Origin of the sequence: Ancylobacter sp. (assembly GCF_965229075.1) — a bacterium.
Taxonomy (GTDB): domain Bacteria; phylum Pseudomonadota; class Alphaproteobacteria; order Rhizobiales; family Xanthobacteraceae; genus Ancylobacter.
The window spans coordinates 2,988,194-3,002,790 of sequence record NZ_CBDDIO010000002.1 but is presented as its reverse complement, the minus strand read 5'-3'; the positions used below and the strand labels follow the sequence as shown (position 1 = coordinate 3,002,790).

14 protein-coding genes and 1 tRNA gene are annotated in these 14,597 nt (G+C 67.5%); 9 read left to right on the top strand and 6 right to left on the bottom strand.

Annotation, left to right across the window (positions count from 1 at the left end):
• Positions 1-284: 284 nt before the first annotated feature.
• From msrP to ACO07Z_RS20145, 3 genes are all read right to left on the bottom strand, one after another.
• Entirely contained in the window at positions 285-1,283 is a 999-nt protein-coding gene (msrP, locus tag ACO07Z_RS20155) for a protein-methionine-sulfoxide reductase catalytic subunit MsrP (protein ID WP_421700337.1), read from the bottom strand.
• A gap of 168 nt (positions 1,284-1,451) precedes the next feature.
• Positions 1,452-1,943 (bottom strand): DUF992 domain-containing protein, encoded by a 492-nt coding sequence (locus tag ACO07Z_RS20150; protein WP_421700336.1) that lies wholly within the window; start codon positions 1,941-1,943, stop codon positions 1,452-1,454.
• A 108-nt stretch (positions 1,944-2,051) separates the two neighbouring features.
• Positions 2,052-3,254, bottom strand: coding sequence for a pyridoxal phosphate-dependent aminotransferase (locus ACO07Z_RS20145; protein ID WP_244375811.1), 1,203 nt, complete (start codon positions 3,252-3,254; stop codon positions 2,052-2,054).
• Between the two features lie 143 nt (positions 3,255-3,397).
• Between ACO07Z_RS20145 and ACO07Z_RS20140 the strand changes: the two genes are divergently transcribed.
• The 3 genes from ACO07Z_RS20140 to ACO07Z_RS20130 all read left to right on the top strand — a co-directional run bounded on the left by ACO07Z_RS20140 (position 3,398) and on the right by ACO07Z_RS20130 (position 5,841).
• Positions 3,398-4,039, top strand: coding sequence for a glutathione S-transferase family protein (locus ACO07Z_RS20140; RefSeq protein ID WP_421700335.1), 642 nt, complete (start codon positions 3,398-3,400; stop codon positions 4,037-4,039).
• Between the two features lie 130 nt (positions 4,040-4,169).
• Positions 4,170-4,517 (top strand): hypothetical protein, encoded by a 348-nt coding sequence (locus ACO07Z_RS20135; protein ID WP_421700334.1) that lies wholly within the window; start codon positions 4,170-4,172, stop codon positions 4,515-4,517.
• A gap of 187 nt (positions 4,518-4,704) precedes the next feature.
• Positions 4,705-5,841, top strand: a complete 1,137-nt coding sequence (locus tag ACO07Z_RS20130) for a PQQ-dependent sugar dehydrogenase (protein WP_421700851.1) — start codon at positions 4,705-4,707, stop codon at positions 5,839-5,841.
• A gap of 3 nt (positions 5,842-5,844) precedes the next feature.
• Here ACO07Z_RS20130 and ACO07Z_RS20125 read toward each other — a convergent pair whose 3' ends face one another.
• Entirely contained in the window at positions 5,845-6,210 is a 366-nt protein-coding gene (locus tag ACO07Z_RS20125) for a DMT family protein (RefSeq protein WP_244375805.1), read from the bottom strand.
• 389 nt (positions 6,211-6,599) lie between these two features.
• Here ACO07Z_RS20125 and ACO07Z_RS20120 point away from each other — a divergent pair, with 389 nt between their 5' ends.
• Complete coding sequence (locus ACO07Z_RS20120; RefSeq protein WP_421700333.1) at positions 6,600-7,871, top strand: hypothetical protein; 1,272 nt, start codon at positions 6,600-6,602, stop codon at positions 7,869-7,871.
• Between the two features lie 148 nt (positions 7,872-8,019).
• Positions 8,020-8,991 carry a diacylglycerol/lipid kinase family protein gene (locus ACO07Z_RS20115; protein ID WP_421700332.1) on the top strand — a complete coding sequence of 324 codons (972 nt, stop codon included), beginning with the start codon at positions 8,020-8,022 and terminating at the stop codon, positions 8,989-8,991.
• Here the strand turns inward: ACO07Z_RS20115 and ACO07Z_RS20110 are convergent.
• Positions 8,970-9,704, bottom strand: coding sequence for an SIMPL domain-containing protein (locus tag ACO07Z_RS20110; RefSeq protein WP_421700331.1), 735 nt, complete (start codon positions 9,702-9,704; stop codon positions 8,970-8,972). The genes ACO07Z_RS20115 and ACO07Z_RS20110 overlap by 22 nt on opposite strands.
• 273 nt (positions 9,705-9,977) lie before the next feature.
• On the opposite strand from ACO07Z_RS20110, the gene ACO07Z_RS20105 reads away from it, so the two are divergent.
• Positions 9,978-10,053, top strand: a tRNA-Ile gene (locus tag ACO07Z_RS20105).
• Between the two features lie 315 nt (positions 10,054-10,368).
• Here the strand turns inward: ACO07Z_RS20105 and ACO07Z_RS20100 are convergent.
• Positions 10,369-11,220: a DUF4238 domain-containing protein gene (locus ACO07Z_RS20100; RefSeq protein WP_421700330.1), complete on the bottom strand. Its 852-nt coding sequence runs from the start codon at positions 11,218-11,220 to the stop codon at positions 10,369-10,371.
• A 431-nt stretch (positions 11,221-11,651) separates the two neighbouring features.
• Between ACO07Z_RS20100 and ACO07Z_RS20095 the strand changes: the two genes are divergently transcribed.
• The 3 genes from ACO07Z_RS20095 to ACO07Z_RS20085 all read left to right on the top strand — a co-directional run bounded on the left by ACO07Z_RS20095 (position 11,652) and on the right by ACO07Z_RS20085 (position 14,516).
• The gene (locus tag ACO07Z_RS20095; RefSeq protein WP_421700329.1) at positions 11,652-12,902 is read left to right on the top strand and encodes a protease; all 1,251 of its coding nucleotides are present in this window, start codon (positions 11,652-11,654) and stop codon (positions 12,900-12,902) included.
• Positions 12,899-14,056 (top strand): MFS transporter, encoded by a 1,158-nt coding sequence (locus ACO07Z_RS20090; RefSeq protein WP_421700328.1) that lies wholly within the window; start codon positions 12,899-12,901, stop codon positions 14,054-14,056. Before ACO07Z_RS20095 ends, ACO07Z_RS20090 begins: the two co-directional genes overlap by 4 nt.
• Before the next feature lie 151 nt (positions 14,057-14,207).
• On the top strand, positions 14,208-14,516 hold the full coding sequence (locus ACO07Z_RS20085; RefSeq protein WP_421700327.1) for a hypothetical protein: 309 nt from the start codon (positions 14,208-14,210) through the stop codon (positions 14,514-14,516).
• Positions 14,517-14,597: the final 81 nt, after the last annotated feature.

The window sequence follows — 14,597 nt, the reverse complement described above, 5'->3', positions numbered from 1 at the left end:
GCCCTTTTGCGACAGGCGAAACGACTCACGGAGGTAACACGTGCGCCCAATTCGCAGGCAGTGACAGCCATAAGAAACGCCCGATGCAATTACGCATGCCTGCCATGCAGGCATACATTATTGCAGAATGCCCGCGATATGAGCATAACAGGACCAGACGCCGAGGCGCCTTGCGTTTCGGCTGTTCCCCTCTGGAAGGTTCGCTGCTTCGGCAGCGAAAACTTTGGCCGGGCCCTTTTGGGACCCGGCCATTTTTCTTTCAGACGCTGGCGCGCCGCCTCGCCTCACATGAACAGCTTCTCGCCCGACATTCCCTTGTAGAGACCCGCGACCTGCTCGCCATAGCCGTTATACAGCAGCGTCGGCCGGCGCTCCCCGGTGCCGATGTCGCGCTCGGAGGCCTGGCTCCAGCGCGGGTGCGGCACTTCCGGGTTCACATTGGCCCAGAAGCCATATTCCCGGCCCTGCACCTGCTCCCACAGCCCCACCGGCCGCTCCGCGACAAAGGAGATGCGCACGATCGACTTCACCGACTTGAAGCCGTACTTCCACGGCAGGGCGAGACGCAAAGGCGCGCCGTACTGGTTCGGCGCCGGCTTGCCGTAGATGCCGGTGACGAGGAAGGCGAGGTCGTTGTTCGCCTCCGCCATGGTCAGCCCGTCAATATAGGGCCAGGGGTAGATGAAGCGCCGCTGGCCGAGCGCCACTTCCGGGTTCATGAAGGTCTCGAACCGCACATATTTGGCGCCGGAGAGCGGCTTGGCATAGGCCACGAGGTCCTTCACCGGGAAGCCCGTCCACGGCACGGTCATGGACCAGGCCTCGACGCAGCGGTGACGATAGATGCGTTCTTCCAGCGCCATGGCACGGATGAGATCGTCGATCCCGACCTCGCGCGGCTGCTCCACCAGTCCGTCGATCTTCACCGTCCACGGCCGGCGCGGCATGCGCGCCGCCACATCGGCGATCTGGTAGGCGGAACGCTCCGAGCCGAACTCGTAGAAATTGTTGTAATTGCCGGAAATCTCCTCCGGCGTGATCGGCCGGTCGCCGGCGGTGAAGGCGGTGTTCTTCTTCGCGGGGTAAAGGTCGCGCGTGGGGTCGTTGGCGGGATCGCCCGGGGCCGGGGCGGCGTCGGCGAAAGGCGCGAGCGCGGCGGACAGGCCGGCGACACCGAGCAGCCCCACCCCGGCGCCCAGCAAATTGCGGCGCGAGAGATAGGTGGCTTCCGGCGTGACCGCGCTCTCCGGCAGTTCCCAGGACCGGCGACGGCGTATGTGCATGGCAGGCTCCTCTTGGATGCTGCGGAGAGTACGCCGGAAGCCCGCCCTTTATTTCACCTGCCGCGTCAACTTCTCGTGCGGATATGAAAAAAGCCCGGCGGGGTGCCGCCGGGCTTTTCTGTCTCACGACGGCGCCGCGGCGCCGTACGGCTCACGTGGAGACGCGGCTCACTTGGAGACGAGGTGCAGATCGCCCACGCCGAGCGCGACGTTCACGCCGGTCTGGCCTTCGACGCTGATCGGCTGCAGGGCGATGGTCTTGTTGGAACCGCCGACCAGTACGTTGCCGGCCACGCCGACGCCGAGCGCCACGCTGCCGGACACGCCGACATAGGTGCCGTCGAGATCGGACGAGCGCACGCCCTTGGACGGGGCGAGCACGGTCCACAGCAGGATGTTGCGGCCGGTGATGCCGATATCGAGGCCCCAGCGATGGATCGAGCCCTCATACGCGAACTTCTTGCCGCGCACCGTGGTGAAGGTGCAGTCCAGCGTGCGCTTGGAGCCGATGATGAAGCTCACCGACTTGGAACCCGTGCAGGCCAGCGAGCCGGCTTCGACGCGCTTGGTCTGGGCCGAGGCCGGCGCGGCGGCCAAGGTGGCGGCGCCGGCGACAAGCGAGGTGGCGAGCAGGCCGCGCGAGAGAACAGTACGGAACATTCAAATCTCCTGACGATGACGCGCTGCCGGCTCTCGGGAACCGGCGCCCCCGCCCTATGGCGCTTGCCGGCCGGGGCGCGCCACCCGGCCGGTCAACACCCTCTTACCTCAACGAAGCGAGCCGCAGAAGCGCTGGATTCGCAGGCACGCTTCTTCGAGGTCCTTGGTCGAGGTGGCGTAGGAGATGCGGAAGGCCGGGCCGAGGCCGAAGGCCGAGCCATGCACCACCGCGACGCCCTCGGCCTCCAGCAGTTCGGAGGCGAAGGCCTCGTCCGTGTCGATGACCTTGCCCGCCGGCGTCGACTTGCCGATCAGCCCGGCGCAGGAGGGGTAGACGTAGAACGCGCCTTCCGGCTTCGGGCAGGTGAGGCCCGACGCCTGGTTGAGCATGGAGACCACGAGGTCGCGGCGCTCCTTGAACACCTTGTTGTTGGCGGCGATGAAGTCCTGCGGACCGTTCAGCGCCTCGACCGCCGCCCACTGGGCGATGGAGTTGGGGTTGGAGGTCGACTGGGACTGCAGCGTGCCGATGGCCTTGATCAGCGCCTCCGGCCCGGCAGCGTAGCCGATGCGCCAGCCGGTCATGCAATAGGCCTTGGAGACGCCGTTCATGGTCAGCGTGCGGTCGTAGAGCGCCGGCTCGACCTGCGCCGGGGTGACGAACTCGAAGTCGTCATAGACGAGGTGCTCATACATGTCGTCGGTGAGGATCCACACATGCGGATGCTTCACCAGCACATCGGTGAGCGCCTTCATCTCCTCGCGCGAATAGGCCGAGCCGGTCGGGTTGGACGGCGAGTTGAAGATCAGCCACTTGGTCTTCGGGGTGATCGCCGCTTCCAGCGCCTCGGGCTTCAGCTTGAAATTGTCTTCGAGCTTGGTCTCCACCGGCACCGGCGTGCCGCCGCAGAACTGCACGATATCGGGATAGCTGACCCAGTACGGCGCCGGGATGATCACTTCATCGCCCGCGTCGACGGTGGCGACCAGCGCGTTGAACAGCACCTGCTTGCCGCCGGTGCCGACCGTGACCTGGCTCGGCTTGTAGGTGAGGCCGTTCTCGCGCTTGAACTTGGCTACGATGGCCGCCTTCAGCTCGGGAATGCCGTCCACCGCGGTGTAACGGGTCTGGCCATCGCGGATCGCCTTGATCGCGGCTTCCTTGATGTTGTCGGGCGTCTCGAAATCGGGCTCGCCGGCCGCGAGCGCGATCACGTCACGTCCGGCCGCTTTCAGCTCCCGCGCCTTGTTGGAAATGGCGATGGTCTGGGAGGGATTGATGCGCTTCAGGGCGGCGGATATCAGGCTCATGGCCGGTCTCCCTTGAGGGTTTTGCGCGCGACAACTAGTCGAGCCCTTGCGCCCCGGCAAGCGATTCCCTACCTGCGGGCGGCACCCGCGCTGCGTTTTCCTGACGCGGCCGTCCACCAGACCTCTCTGCCGGGAATTCCTGCATGCTGAAGCTCCATGCCATGCAAAGTTCCGGCAACTCCTACAAGGTGCGGCTGCTGCTGGCCCGGCTCGGCCTGCCCTTCGACCTCATCGATGTCGACCTGCTGCGCGGGGAGAACCGGACCCCCGATTTCCTGATGAAGAACCCGGAAGGGCGAGTGCCGCTGCTGGAACTGCCGGGCGGGCGCTATCTGCCGGAATCGAACGCCATCCTGTTCTATCTCGCCGACGGCACGCCGCTTCTGCCGAACGACCCTCTGGGGCGGGCGGAGGCGCTGCGCTGGATGTTCTTCGAGCAGCACAGCGTCGATTCCTCCATCGGCCATGCGCGCTTCTGGCTGAAGCTGGTGCGTGGCGGGCGCGAGCTGCGCACCCACGACATCGACCGCTGGCTGGAGGAGGGCTATGCCGCCCTCGGCGTGATGGAACGCCACCTCGGGCGCCGGCCCTTCTTCATCGACGGCACGCTCAGCGTCGCCGACATCGCCCTCTACGCCCATACCCATGTGGCGCATGAGGGCGATTTCGACCTGCGACCCTTTCCGGCGGTACGCGAATGGCTGAAGCGCGTCGAGGCGCAGCCCGGTCATGTGGCGATCGACTGGCGCCCCGCCCCGGTTCTTCAACAGGTTAACGGGGCTTAACCACTTGCCCTGAAATCGCCCCGAAATGGCACCGGGTCGCCCAAACCGGCGTCCCCGGCCGGCCGCCTTCCCGCACGAACTTACCGTCAGCCCAAGGGCACCCGCCCGGACCGATTGAAGGGAGTTCGCCATGACCGATCCGATGTCGAACCAGTTCCCCGCTGCCCTGCCGCACACTGGCACCGTGGCGACCAAGCGCTATACGGCCGGCCGCCGGCTGCGCCGCGCCGCGCTGGAAGCCGGCGTCGTCCTGTCGCTGACCGTGGCCATCGTCGCCGTGCTGTGCCTGTTTGGCCTGCAGCGCGCCTCGGCCTTCGAGCTGGTCCAGGGCACCGCCTCGGATGAGCGCCTCGCCATCGGCGCGGTACTGCTGGCGGCCTTTGTCGGCCTCTCCGGCCTCACCACCTTCATGCTGCGCAGCACGCTGCAGGCCGCCGGCGAGGCCAGCCCGCAGGAGTCGCGGCGGGGCCGGGGCTGAGCTGCCCTGCTAGGCAGGTTCAGCGTGGGCGCCCTGACCTAACGGCATCGTGCGCGACAGGCGATTGGCCTGCCGCGCCGTGTGCTCTAACCATACGGCTCGCAACCGAACCCCGGAGCGCGCCGTGCCTCACCCTTCCCTCTGCTGGCGCCTCTCGTCGCGTCGCACTTCTCTCGCCTTCGCCGGCCTGCTGGCGGCACTGATTCTCGCCACCGCGGCGCAGGCACAGCAGCCGGAAAGCACGCCGATCGAGGCCCCCTCCTCCATCGGCCCGCTGAGCGTCGAGACCGTCGCCGCCGGCCTGCGCAGCCCCTGGGGTCTCGCCTTCCTGCCCGATGGCCGCATGCTGGTGACCGAGCGCCCGGGCACGCTCCGCCTCGTCAGCCCCAGCGGCACCGTCTCCGCCCCGGTCGCCGGCGTGCCGCCGGTGTTCGCGCGCGGCCAGGGCGGCCTGCTCGATGTCGCGCTGGCCCCGGATTTCGACCGTAGCCGGCTCGTCTATCTCGCCTATGCCGAGCCGCGCGAAGGCGCCTCCGGCACCTCGGTGGCGCGCGGCCGGCTGATGGAAGAGAACGGCGATGCGCGCCTTGAGAATGTCGAGGTCATCTTCCGCCAGTCTCCGGCCGCCGGCGGCAGCAACCATTACGGCGCGCGGCTCGTCTTTGCCCGCGACGGGACGCTGTTCGTCACCCTCGGCGACCGCTACTCCCAGCGCGAGCAGGCGCAGAACCTTTCCAACCATATCGGCAAGGTCGTCCGCATCGCCGGCAATGGCGACGTGCCGGCCGACAACCCCTTCCGCCAGAAGAACGGCGCCCGGCCGGAAATCTGGAGCATTGGCCACCGCAATGTGCAGGGCGCGGCGCTCGACCCCGCCACCGGCCGGCTGTGGACCATCGAGCACGGCGCGCGCGGCGGCGACGAGCTGAACCATCCCGAAGCCGGCAAGAATTACGGTTGGCCGGTCATCTCCTATGGCCGCGACTACTCGGGCGCCGCCATTGGTGAGGGAACGGAAAAGGCCGGGATGGAACAGCCGGTAAAATACTGGGACCCGTCCTTCGCCCCGTCCGGCCTCGCCTTCTACACCGGCACGCTGATGCCGAAATGGAAGGGCGATCTGTTCGCCGGCGGCCTCGCCGGCACGCGGCTGGTGCGGCTGCGGCTCGACGCCGCGCGCGGCAACGTCACCGAGGAGGAGGTGCTGCTGACCGACCTCAACGCCCGTATCCGCGATGTGCGCCAGGGACCGGACGGCGCGCTGTGGCTGCTTACCGACGATCCCTCGAATGGCCGCCTGCTGCGCGTCGCTCCCGCCGACTGAGGCTCACGACCATTTCTGGAAGATGAAAAACGCTCCGAGCGCGATCAGGGCGAAGCCGATCAGGTGGTTCCAGTGGAACGGTTCCTTCAGCCACAGCACGGAGAAGCCGGCGAACACCACCAGCGTGATCACCTCCTGCATGGTCTTGAGTTCGACCGTCGAATAGACGGCAGAGCCATAGCGGTTGGCAGGCACCGCGAGGCAATATTCGAAAAAGGCGATGCCCCAGCTCGCCAGAATGGCGATGAGCAGCGGCGAGGATTTGTGCTTGAGGTGGCCATACCAGGCGAAGGTCATGAAGATGTTCGAGGCGAACAGCAGCACGATCGGCGTCAGCGTGGGCGGAAGCAGCGACGAGAAGAACGGCATGGGGGGAATCCGGTTGCGATGCGCCGAGCATCACCGCCTGCCCGCTGCCGTCAATGGTGCCGCACATCTTGGTTATGGCGCGGCCAGGGAACGCGTCGCGGCACGGGCGGCCGCTGCCGTACGGTCGCGCACGACGTGACGGGCGCCGGTTTCCCCTACGCAGGCGCCTTTCTCGATCTTCACAAGTAAGTGATACGCATTTGCTTCAGCATTACTCCGAAACCGACCGAAGGCGTCAAATTACCGTGGTCGGAGCCGTGGGCTGTGTAATGCCAGATTCCAGCCGTTGATGCGCCGTCAACTCTGCAACTTTTGCCCGAAACGCCGCCTTTTTCTAGCGGCGCCGGGCTCAACGCCATGACGCCACCTTCTGAAACAGGGAGAGCGTTATGAAGCGCAACGAGACAGCACGACATGGATTGGCCCTGCTCAGCACCGGCGTGCTCGCGGCCTGCCTGGTGATGGCGACCGCCCCGGCCGATGCCCGCCTGGGCGGGCTAGGCGGCGGCCGTGATGGCGGCTCATCAGCCGGCGGCAAGAGCGACGGCGGCAGCGGCAAGAGCGCGAGCGGCCGCAGCGGCGGCAAAAGCGATGGCGGCAGCAAGAGCGCGAGCGGTCGCAGCGGCGGGCTCGGCGGCTCGGTGGGCCGGGCGGCCTCCGGCGTTGGTCGCTCCGTCGGCGGCGCGGTTTCCGGTGTCGGCCGGGCGGCCGGCGGCGCGGTGTCGGGCGTGGGTGACGGCGTCGGCCGTGCCGGCACCGGGCTGGGCGGCACGGTCGGCGGGGCCGTGAGCGGCGCCGGTCGCGCGGTGTCGGGCATCGGCAGCGGCGTCTCCGGCGCCACGAGTGGCCTTGGCGGCGCGGTCAGCGGGCTGGGCTCCGGCCTCGGCGCGGCGACGGGCGGCGTCGGCGCAGTCGGCCAGCAGGGCGACACGACCACCTCGACCACCGGCCGCGCGCCGGTCGCCGCCAATGTGTTCGGCCTGCAGCTGCAACTGCTCAAGCCCGGCCAGCGCCCGTTCGGCTTCGGTCGCAGCGCCAGCGGCAACATCGCGGACGTGAACGCGAATGTGCTGGGTCGGCGCGGCGTCAATGCCGATGTCGCGGTCGGCACGTCGCGCCAGCGGCCGCTCGGTGTCGATGCGCGCGTCGGCGCGCTCGGTCCGCGCGGCGTCAACGCCAATGCCGACGCGACGCTCGGTGACCGGCGGACCGCCTCGCGCAGCCTGGCCGATGCCAATGTCGGGCTGAACGCACTGGGACCGCGCGGGCTGAACAGCACCAACCGCGCCACCATCGGCGGCCGGCAGGCGGTGGATGTGGCCAGCCGCACCACGCTCGGCGGCCCGCGCGGCGTGCGCGCCAATGCGGATGTCGATGTTGGCGGCGAGAACACCGCTGCGGTGGGTGTCGATATCGGCATCGGTGGCCCCGGCGGCCCCGGCGGCCCTGGTGGTCCCGGCGGCCCGGGTGGTCCGGGTGGTCCGGGTGGTCCGGGCACGCCCGGCGGCCCCTCGGCCGGTGGCGGCGGCGCGGCGACGGGCGGCAACGCCAACCGTTCCGACATGGCGGCGAAGAAGACGCGCTGCACCGGTGTCCTCTCCGAGCCGCGCGCCTATGATGCCGGCATCGTTGCCCTTTGCCGCGACCTTATCGGCGGCTGATACCCGAAACGGAAGGCCGTCCCGACCCCGGGGCGGCCTTCGCCATAAGCCGGGTCGACCTGCCCCCGGCGCCTTTCCATAGGGAACGTCTTCGCGCCGCCGCGATTGCAGAGGAGTATTCCGTGGCTCCTCCAATCCGGTTCTCCCCATGGCCCAGCTTCTCGTCCTTCTCAACGCCAATGCCGGCACGCTGCTGGACCGCGACGCGGAGGAGGTTCGGCGCCACATAGCCGACGCGCTCGATGGTGGCGGCCGCACCGTCGAGGTTCGTCTGCTGCGCGGCAAGGAACTGGTGAAGGCCATCCGCGCCTCCGGCAGCGGCGAGCATGACACCGTCATCGTCGGCGGTGGCGATGGCAGCGTCAGCCTCGCCGTGCAGAGCCTCGAAGGCTCCGGCAAGACGCTCGGCATCCTGCCGCTCGGCACGCTCAACCTCCTCGCCACCGATCTCGGCATGCCGCGCGACCTCGATGCGGCCTTAGAGGCGCTCAGCGACGCGCGGGTGGGCGAGATCGACCTGGCGACCCTGAACGGGCGCCGCTTCCACACCATTTCCGGCATGGGCTTCTTCAGCCAGATGGCCCGCGCCCGCGAAACCGCCCGGCGCTGGAAGCTCTGGCGCTTTTTCGCGGTCGCTATCGCCGCCGTCTTCGCCCTGCGCCGCAGCGGCCGTTTTGATCTCGATGTGACGGTGGACGGCACCGAACATCATTTCCAGGCCTTCGCCGCGCTCGCCTCGATCAACCGCTTCACCGGGCCGGGCTGGCGGCGTGGCCGGCTGGACGAGGGCGTGCTCGAACTGCATGTGGCGGAAGATCGCGGCGGGGTTGCCCTGCTGAAGGCCGGCGCCGACATGGTCACCGACAATTGGCGCGACAATCCCGGCATCATCAGCCTGACCGGCCGGGAAATCGTGCTGCGCCGCGCCAACCGCGCCCGCGTGTGGGTGTCCACCGACGGCGAACTCGGGCGCGAGGAGATGCCGCTCACCTACCGGATCGTGCCGCGCGGGCTGAAGGTTCTCATCCCGCCGCCGGCCGCAGGCGAAAGCGCCGTCGTCGAGGCCGTCGAGGCGGCCACGACGCGGGCCGAGGCGCTTCAGAGCGGCTCGATCTCGTAGACCACGGTGACGCCGGCGCGCACCTGCGTCTCGCCGGCCTCCACCGGCACCGAATCCATCTTTTCCGCCCGTGCGGCCATCATCATGCGCGGCATGGGCTGAGGCGCGGCATCGCTGGTGATCGACACCACCCGCACCAGCCGCACCCCGGCGGCGCCGGCGATGATCTCGGCCTGATGGCGGGCGTCCTTCACCGCCTCCGCGCGGGCTTCATCCTCCAGCTTGCCGGGCTCGGCGAGGTCGAAGGCGAGGCCATTGATCTGGTTGGCGCCATTGGTCACCAGCTGGTCGAGCAGATCGCCGAGCTTGGCGAGGTCACGCAGCCGTACGGTGACGGAATTGGTCACCTGATAGGAGGCGATGCGCAGCGGATCGCCGTCCTTCTTCTGCGGCGCGTATTGCGGCTGTACGGAAAAGCCGGAGGTGGAGATATCGCGCGCCTCGACACCGGCGGCCTTGATCGCGGCGATCATCGTGGCCACGGCGGCGGAATTGGCGTCGAGCGCCTCGCGCGCGGTCTTGCCCTCGCTGACCACGCCGGAGGTGAGCGTCGCCCGGTCCGGCACCGCGCTGGCCGTGCCTTCGCCGGAGACCGCGAGCGTCGCCCGCCGGGCATTGGGCGCGAGGTCCTGCGCGGCGAGAGGCGACAGGCTGGCGAACAGCGCGGCGGTGCCGAAAACAGCGGCGCAGGCGGTGGCGCGGAGGAACTTCATAGCTTTCCTTCCCTGATATCGGCTCGGACAGCGGCTTGGCGCCAACCCGTCCTCGCGCCGACAGACTGACGATGCGGCACGCCAGAGCACCCCGCGAAGGCGGCGGGAATGCGGCGGTGGGCGAAGCCTGCCGGTGGAAGCCCCCGCCGTGCGCGCCAGACGCGGCACCTGCCACGCCGGACGCCGGGGTGGACGACCGGCGCAAGCCGGTTGGCGTCGGCGCCACGCTTTGCTAGTTTCCCCCGCCCGCCGCGCCACCGCGCGCCGCCGGCCGGGCCTGTAGCTCAATGGTTAGAGCCGACCGCTCATAACGGTCTGGTTGCAGGTTCGAGTCCTGCCGGGCCCACCAATTTTTTCAATGACTTAGCTGGTGCGGCGCCGATCCAGCCCCACCATCCCCAACGGAACACCCAATGATTGGGATCGCTGTGGGAATATTTGACTCCATCAAGCGGGGAGCGCCGCTGCCCGTGACGCCGCTGCCGCCAGTTGGAGATTCTGGAGTAAGGACACCCCCGATCAATATCTGATGGCGTACACCATCACGGCGGACGGACGGCTTACGTGGCGCCCGAATACGGTGGAAGAGGTCCGAAGTCTAAATGGCCGTATCTTGACGCCGGTAACACGAGGACTTGGATACGCGGCGCGCCTACATGCTGAGCTAGTGACGGCGCAGGTAGGCGTCGATGAAGTCGCGCTCCTCATCTCCGTAGACGAACTTCTTCGCGTTGATGAGGGACGATTGGTTGTTCGCCTTGACCACATCGCAAGCAGGCATTCGGGCAAAGTGTTCAAGAATGTCTGGCGCATCACTGGCGATAAAGAGGTGCGTCGGAGACAACGGCATCGAGATGGTGGTGCGTGATTTGTACAAGTCGCCGACCCGTTCAAAAGGGTTGTCCCCAAGGAGCAGCCGCCTCGGTCCTGTTGAGACGTCTTTGACGAGCCAGCGAAGATGAACGATGCGGTCGACGCCCTTCTGGCTTTGGATCAGCTCAACCAGCACCTTCAGTCCCGAGTTGGCGACACGGGCGGGCGCGTGATTTGACGCCCATTCGAACAGCGTGTTCTCCGGTGCGTCTCCTTTCGCAACATCGAACTCGGGGATCGGTTGTGACAGGTCCTGAGCGATGCGCTCCTGCACACTCGACGTGACCATCTCCACGATATGGGGTACGCGCAGCAACGAGGCGTTGAGGTAGATGGTCCACCAATAGCGTTCTTGAACCGACAGCTTGGCAGGCCCGTGGCTAATCAGCTTCTCCAGCACGGGCTTCGCAGCGGTTTCAATTTTGCCGAACAGTTTGGTCTCTATCTGCTGGGCTTCCTCATCATTGACGTGAGCAGGCGAATATAGGCCGGGGACGTATGCCGTGGCGGCTTTGGTGACAGGCGTGCAAACGAGCTTATTGTTGTAAGCGATGCGTCCCCATTGGTTGATCTGACCGGACGGTCCGCTCCACATCCCGAGGTGAAACTGAGGCACGTAATGGTGGTCTCCTGCCTTGCTCAATCTTGGCCCTCTCGATGCAACTTTCCAGAAAATCCATATTGCCAAACCAATGTCGACAGGCGTCCCATGGAGGCCCAACTCTTGTCGGCATCAGCGTTGGCACAACCCACCTTCGCCAATGCTAAAGCTTAGTGTTATCAGATCTTACGGCTAATTTTCGGACTCCTCCTGGCCCACCAAATCGGTCAACAGGTTAGCTGATCTGCGCAACGATCCGGTCGGTTCTCTCCAACGAAGCCCAATGCGCGCCGCCCAGCGCTCGCCCGCCCCTCCCCTACCCGCCGCTTCCCATGCCAGCGGCAAAATGGCAGTGTGCCGGCCTTCGCGTTGGGTCTACATCCTCCTCTATGCTCAAACTGTGCTTTCTTCTCATCGGCGCGCCCTCGTTCCGTGCCCGGTGGTATGTCATCGCGATTCTGGGCGGGGTCTTCGTGACTCTCGCCACCCTTCTGGCCATCGACGCGTCGGATGGCGTCACCTTCGTCACGCGCGAGGCTCTGGGGTTCGTCTTCATCATCAACGGGCTGGCGGCGCTGCTGGTCCTGCTGGGGCGGATGCGCGGGGCGGCGCGCTCGCTGCTTTTCCTTAAGGCCGCCGGGCTGATGCTGCTGGGGGTGCTCATCATCCAGCCGCCGGTCTCGACCGAATGGGCGCTCGCCCTGCTGTTCGGCCTCGCCTTCGCGCTCGACGGAATCGGGCGGATCGCCACCGGGCTGGTGGTGCGTTTTTCCGGCTGGAGGACGATGGCGCTGATCGGCGCGCTGGAAATCGCGGTCGCGGGGCTCATCATCACGGAATGGCCGCTGCCGCACAACCGCAACATCCCCTTCTGCATCGCCCTGCTGCTGGCGCTGTCCGGCTGGCTGCTGCTGCGCATCGGCTTCATGTTCCGCACGCTGGAAAGCGAGGCGGCCATTCTCGCCCTGCCGATCTTCGGCGGGCGCGGCTGGTACGACAACGCCCCTGTCATGATCGACGCCGGCGACGAGCCGGCACCGGAACAGCCGATGATCGTGCATGTGTGGACGCCGGTCGGCTCCGCCTATGCGCCGGAGCGCCGGCTGCTGGTGGACCGCTACGTCGCCGCCGTCGATGGGCACGGTGTGATCTCCACCGGCCACGCGGCGCTGGAAATGCCGCCGGACCTCTATATCAGCCACTACCCGGCCATGGAGGTGGAGCGCTCCAGCAGCGACTTCATCGCCTCGCTGCGCGCCACCGGCGAAAACGACCTCAAGGGCCGCTTCCAGCCTTCCTATGCCTATGAGTCGGACTGGTGGTGCCCGGCGGACCAGAATGTCGAATTCCGCAATTACAGCCCGCGCCGCCTGCGGGTGTTCTGGGCCGGCTACAAGCAGGACGACACGTATAATCTCACCAACCGCAACTGTTCCGTGGTGGTGGCGCAGGCGCTCGACGCCGCGCTCGAAGGTTCGCTGGCGAGCCGCTTCCCCTGGCTGCGCCTCCTCCGCCTCCTGGCCAATCCGGATATCTGGGTGGCGGCTATGATCCGCACCCGTGCCCATTCGGCGACCTGGACGCCGGGGCTGGTGCTGGACTATGCCCGCACCCTGGCGCGGATCGTCGAACAGGGCGATGTCGCCTGGAGCACGCGCCTGCTCGGCTTTCTCAAGCGGGGCCGGCATGGCCCGCTGGATGGCAACGAGGTTCGCCCCGCATGACGACGCCGGTTTCCGCCGAACACCCCGCCAGCCTGCTCTCGCGCGGCGCCGTCATCATGACCGCCATGATGTTCGGGCTCACCTACAGCCTGAGCGCGGCGCTGATCGCGCTCGACCTCACCGCGCGCGGCCTCAGCGAGAGCCTGATCGGGGCCAATGCGGCCATGCACGCGGTCGGTGTGCTGGTCACCGCGATGATCCTGCCGCGCATCGTCGCGTTTTTCGGCATACGCCGGCTGGTCATCATCGCGCTGGTGGTGGCCGCGCTGGTGCTGAGCGCCTTCCCGGCGATCCCGCTGATCTGGCTGTGGTTTCCGCTGCGCCTCGTGCTCGGCATGGCGTCGGAGATTCTGTTCGTGCTCTCGGAGACCTGGACCAACAGCCTGAGCACCGAGGCCACCCGCGCCCGCGCCATGGCGGCCTACACCGCCGCGCTCTCGGTCGGCTTCGCCCTCGGGCCGCTGATCCTCTCCGTCGTCGGCTCGGGCGGGGCGCTGCCCTATCTCGTGGGCGCCGGCATTTCGCTGGTCGCCGCCGGTTTCATCGCCTCGCCGAAGGTGCAGGCGCCGGTGTTCGACGAACCCGCCACCGGCAGCCCGCTGCGCTTCATCCGTCTGGCGCCGGTCGCCATTTCCGCCGTGATGCTGAACGCGGCGATCGAGACCTCCGGCCTGTCCTTCCTCGCCATCTATGCCGTCAATCTCGGCTGGGAGGAGAGCGGGGCCACACGGCTGATGTCGTGCATGATGATCGGCGCCATCCTGCTGCAGCTGCCCATTGGCTGGCTCGGCGACAAGATGGACCGGGTGAAGCTGGTGATCGCCCTTGCCGCCGCCTCCATGCTCGGCGCGCTGGCCTGGCCGTTCGCCCTGCAGAACGAGATCGCCACCTACACCCTGTTGTTCCTGTGGGGCGGCGCCTTTGTCGGCATCTACACCATCATGCTCACCTTGGTCGGCAGCCGGTTCAAGGGGTCGGAACTGGTCGGCATCTATGCCGCCATGGGGCTGATGTGGGGGCTCGGCGCGCTGCTTGGGCCGCTGCTGGCGGGCTTTGCGATGAACGCCACCCTGCACGGCCTCGCCTTCTTCACCGCCGCCATCTGCGGGGCCTTCACCCTGTTCGTCACGCTGAAGGGCCGGGGCGGCAGCTAAAAGGTTTTTCGCGAGGGGCGGCGGGCGCCGTGGGAAGAGCGGCGCTCCTCACGGCGTTGTGGCTTCTTCCCGCCTTGACCGCCGGCGCGGCGGCGTCATTTCCGAGGGCGAAGCGCCCCGCCGCCGGAGAGCGCGCCGCCGAGGCCTTACCATGAACCTGTCTTTCGTCACCCCCGCCCTTTCGGCATCCGCCATCGCCGCCGCGCTGCTCCTCCCGCCTCCCGCCTTCGCGCAGGCGATGCCGAACTCGCTGACCATGAGCTGCGCCCAGGCGCAGGCGCTGGTCGCGCGCGAGGGCGCGGTGGTCATCGGCACCGGGCCGGACCTGTTCGACCGCTACGTCACCAATCCCGGCTATTGTCAGTCGCAGCGTTCCAAGCCCGCCTGGATTCCCACCCGCGACAACCCGCAATGCCTCGTCGGCCAGGAATGCCGCGAGCGGCGCATCCGCTGGCGGTGAGCCCATCCATCGACCAAAGCGCCGCGCCACAACGGCGAGACGGTTGCGCGATACGCGCACGGGGGGCATAAGCGCGGCAAA

Bases quoted from the DNA above. Each gene is read 5' to 3' on its own strand.
- ACO07Z_RS20135 (WP_421700334.1), top strand. From the start codon at position 4,170: ATGACCGATCCGATGTCGAACCAGTTCCCCGCTGCCCTGCCGCACACT.
- ACO07Z_RS20120 (WP_421700333.1), top strand. From the start codon at position 6,600: ATGAAGCGCAACGAGACAGCACGACATGGATTGGCCCTGCTCAGCACC.
- msrP (WP_421700337.1), bottom strand. From the start codon at position 1,283: ATGCACATACGCCGTCGCCGGTCCTGGGAACTGCCGGAGAGCGCGGTC.
- ACO07Z_RS20115 (WP_421700332.1), top strand. From the start codon at position 8,020: ATGGCCCAGCTTCTCGTCCTTCTCAACGCCAATGCCGGCACGCTGCTG.
- ACO07Z_RS20125 (WP_244375805.1), bottom strand. From the start codon at position 6,210: ATGCCGTTCTTCTCGTCGCTGCTTCCGCCCACGCTGACGCCGATCGTG.
- ACO07Z_RS20145 (WP_244375811.1), bottom strand. From the start codon at position 3,254: ATGAGCCTGATATCCGCCGCCCTGAAGCGCATCAATCCCTCCCAGACC.
- ACO07Z_RS20085 (WP_421700327.1), top strand. From the start codon at position 14,208: ATGAACCTGTCTTTCGTCACCCCCGCCCTTTCGGCATCCGCCATCGCC.
- ACO07Z_RS20110 (WP_421700331.1), bottom strand. From the start codon at position 9,704: ATGAAGTTCCTCCGCGCCACCGCCTGCGCCGCTGTTTTCGGCACCGCC.
- ACO07Z_RS20140 (WP_421700335.1), top strand. From the start codon at position 3,398: ATGCTGAAGCTCCATGCCATGCAAAGTTCCGGCAACTCCTACAAGGTG.
- ACO07Z_RS20090 (WP_421700328.1), top strand. From the start codon at position 12,899: ATGACGACGCCGGTTTCCGCCGAACACCCCGCCAGCCTGCTCTCGCGC.
- ACO07Z_RS20150 (WP_421700336.1), bottom strand. From the start codon at position 1,943: ATGTTCCGTACTGTTCTCTCGCGCGGCCTGCTCGCCACCTCGCTTGTC.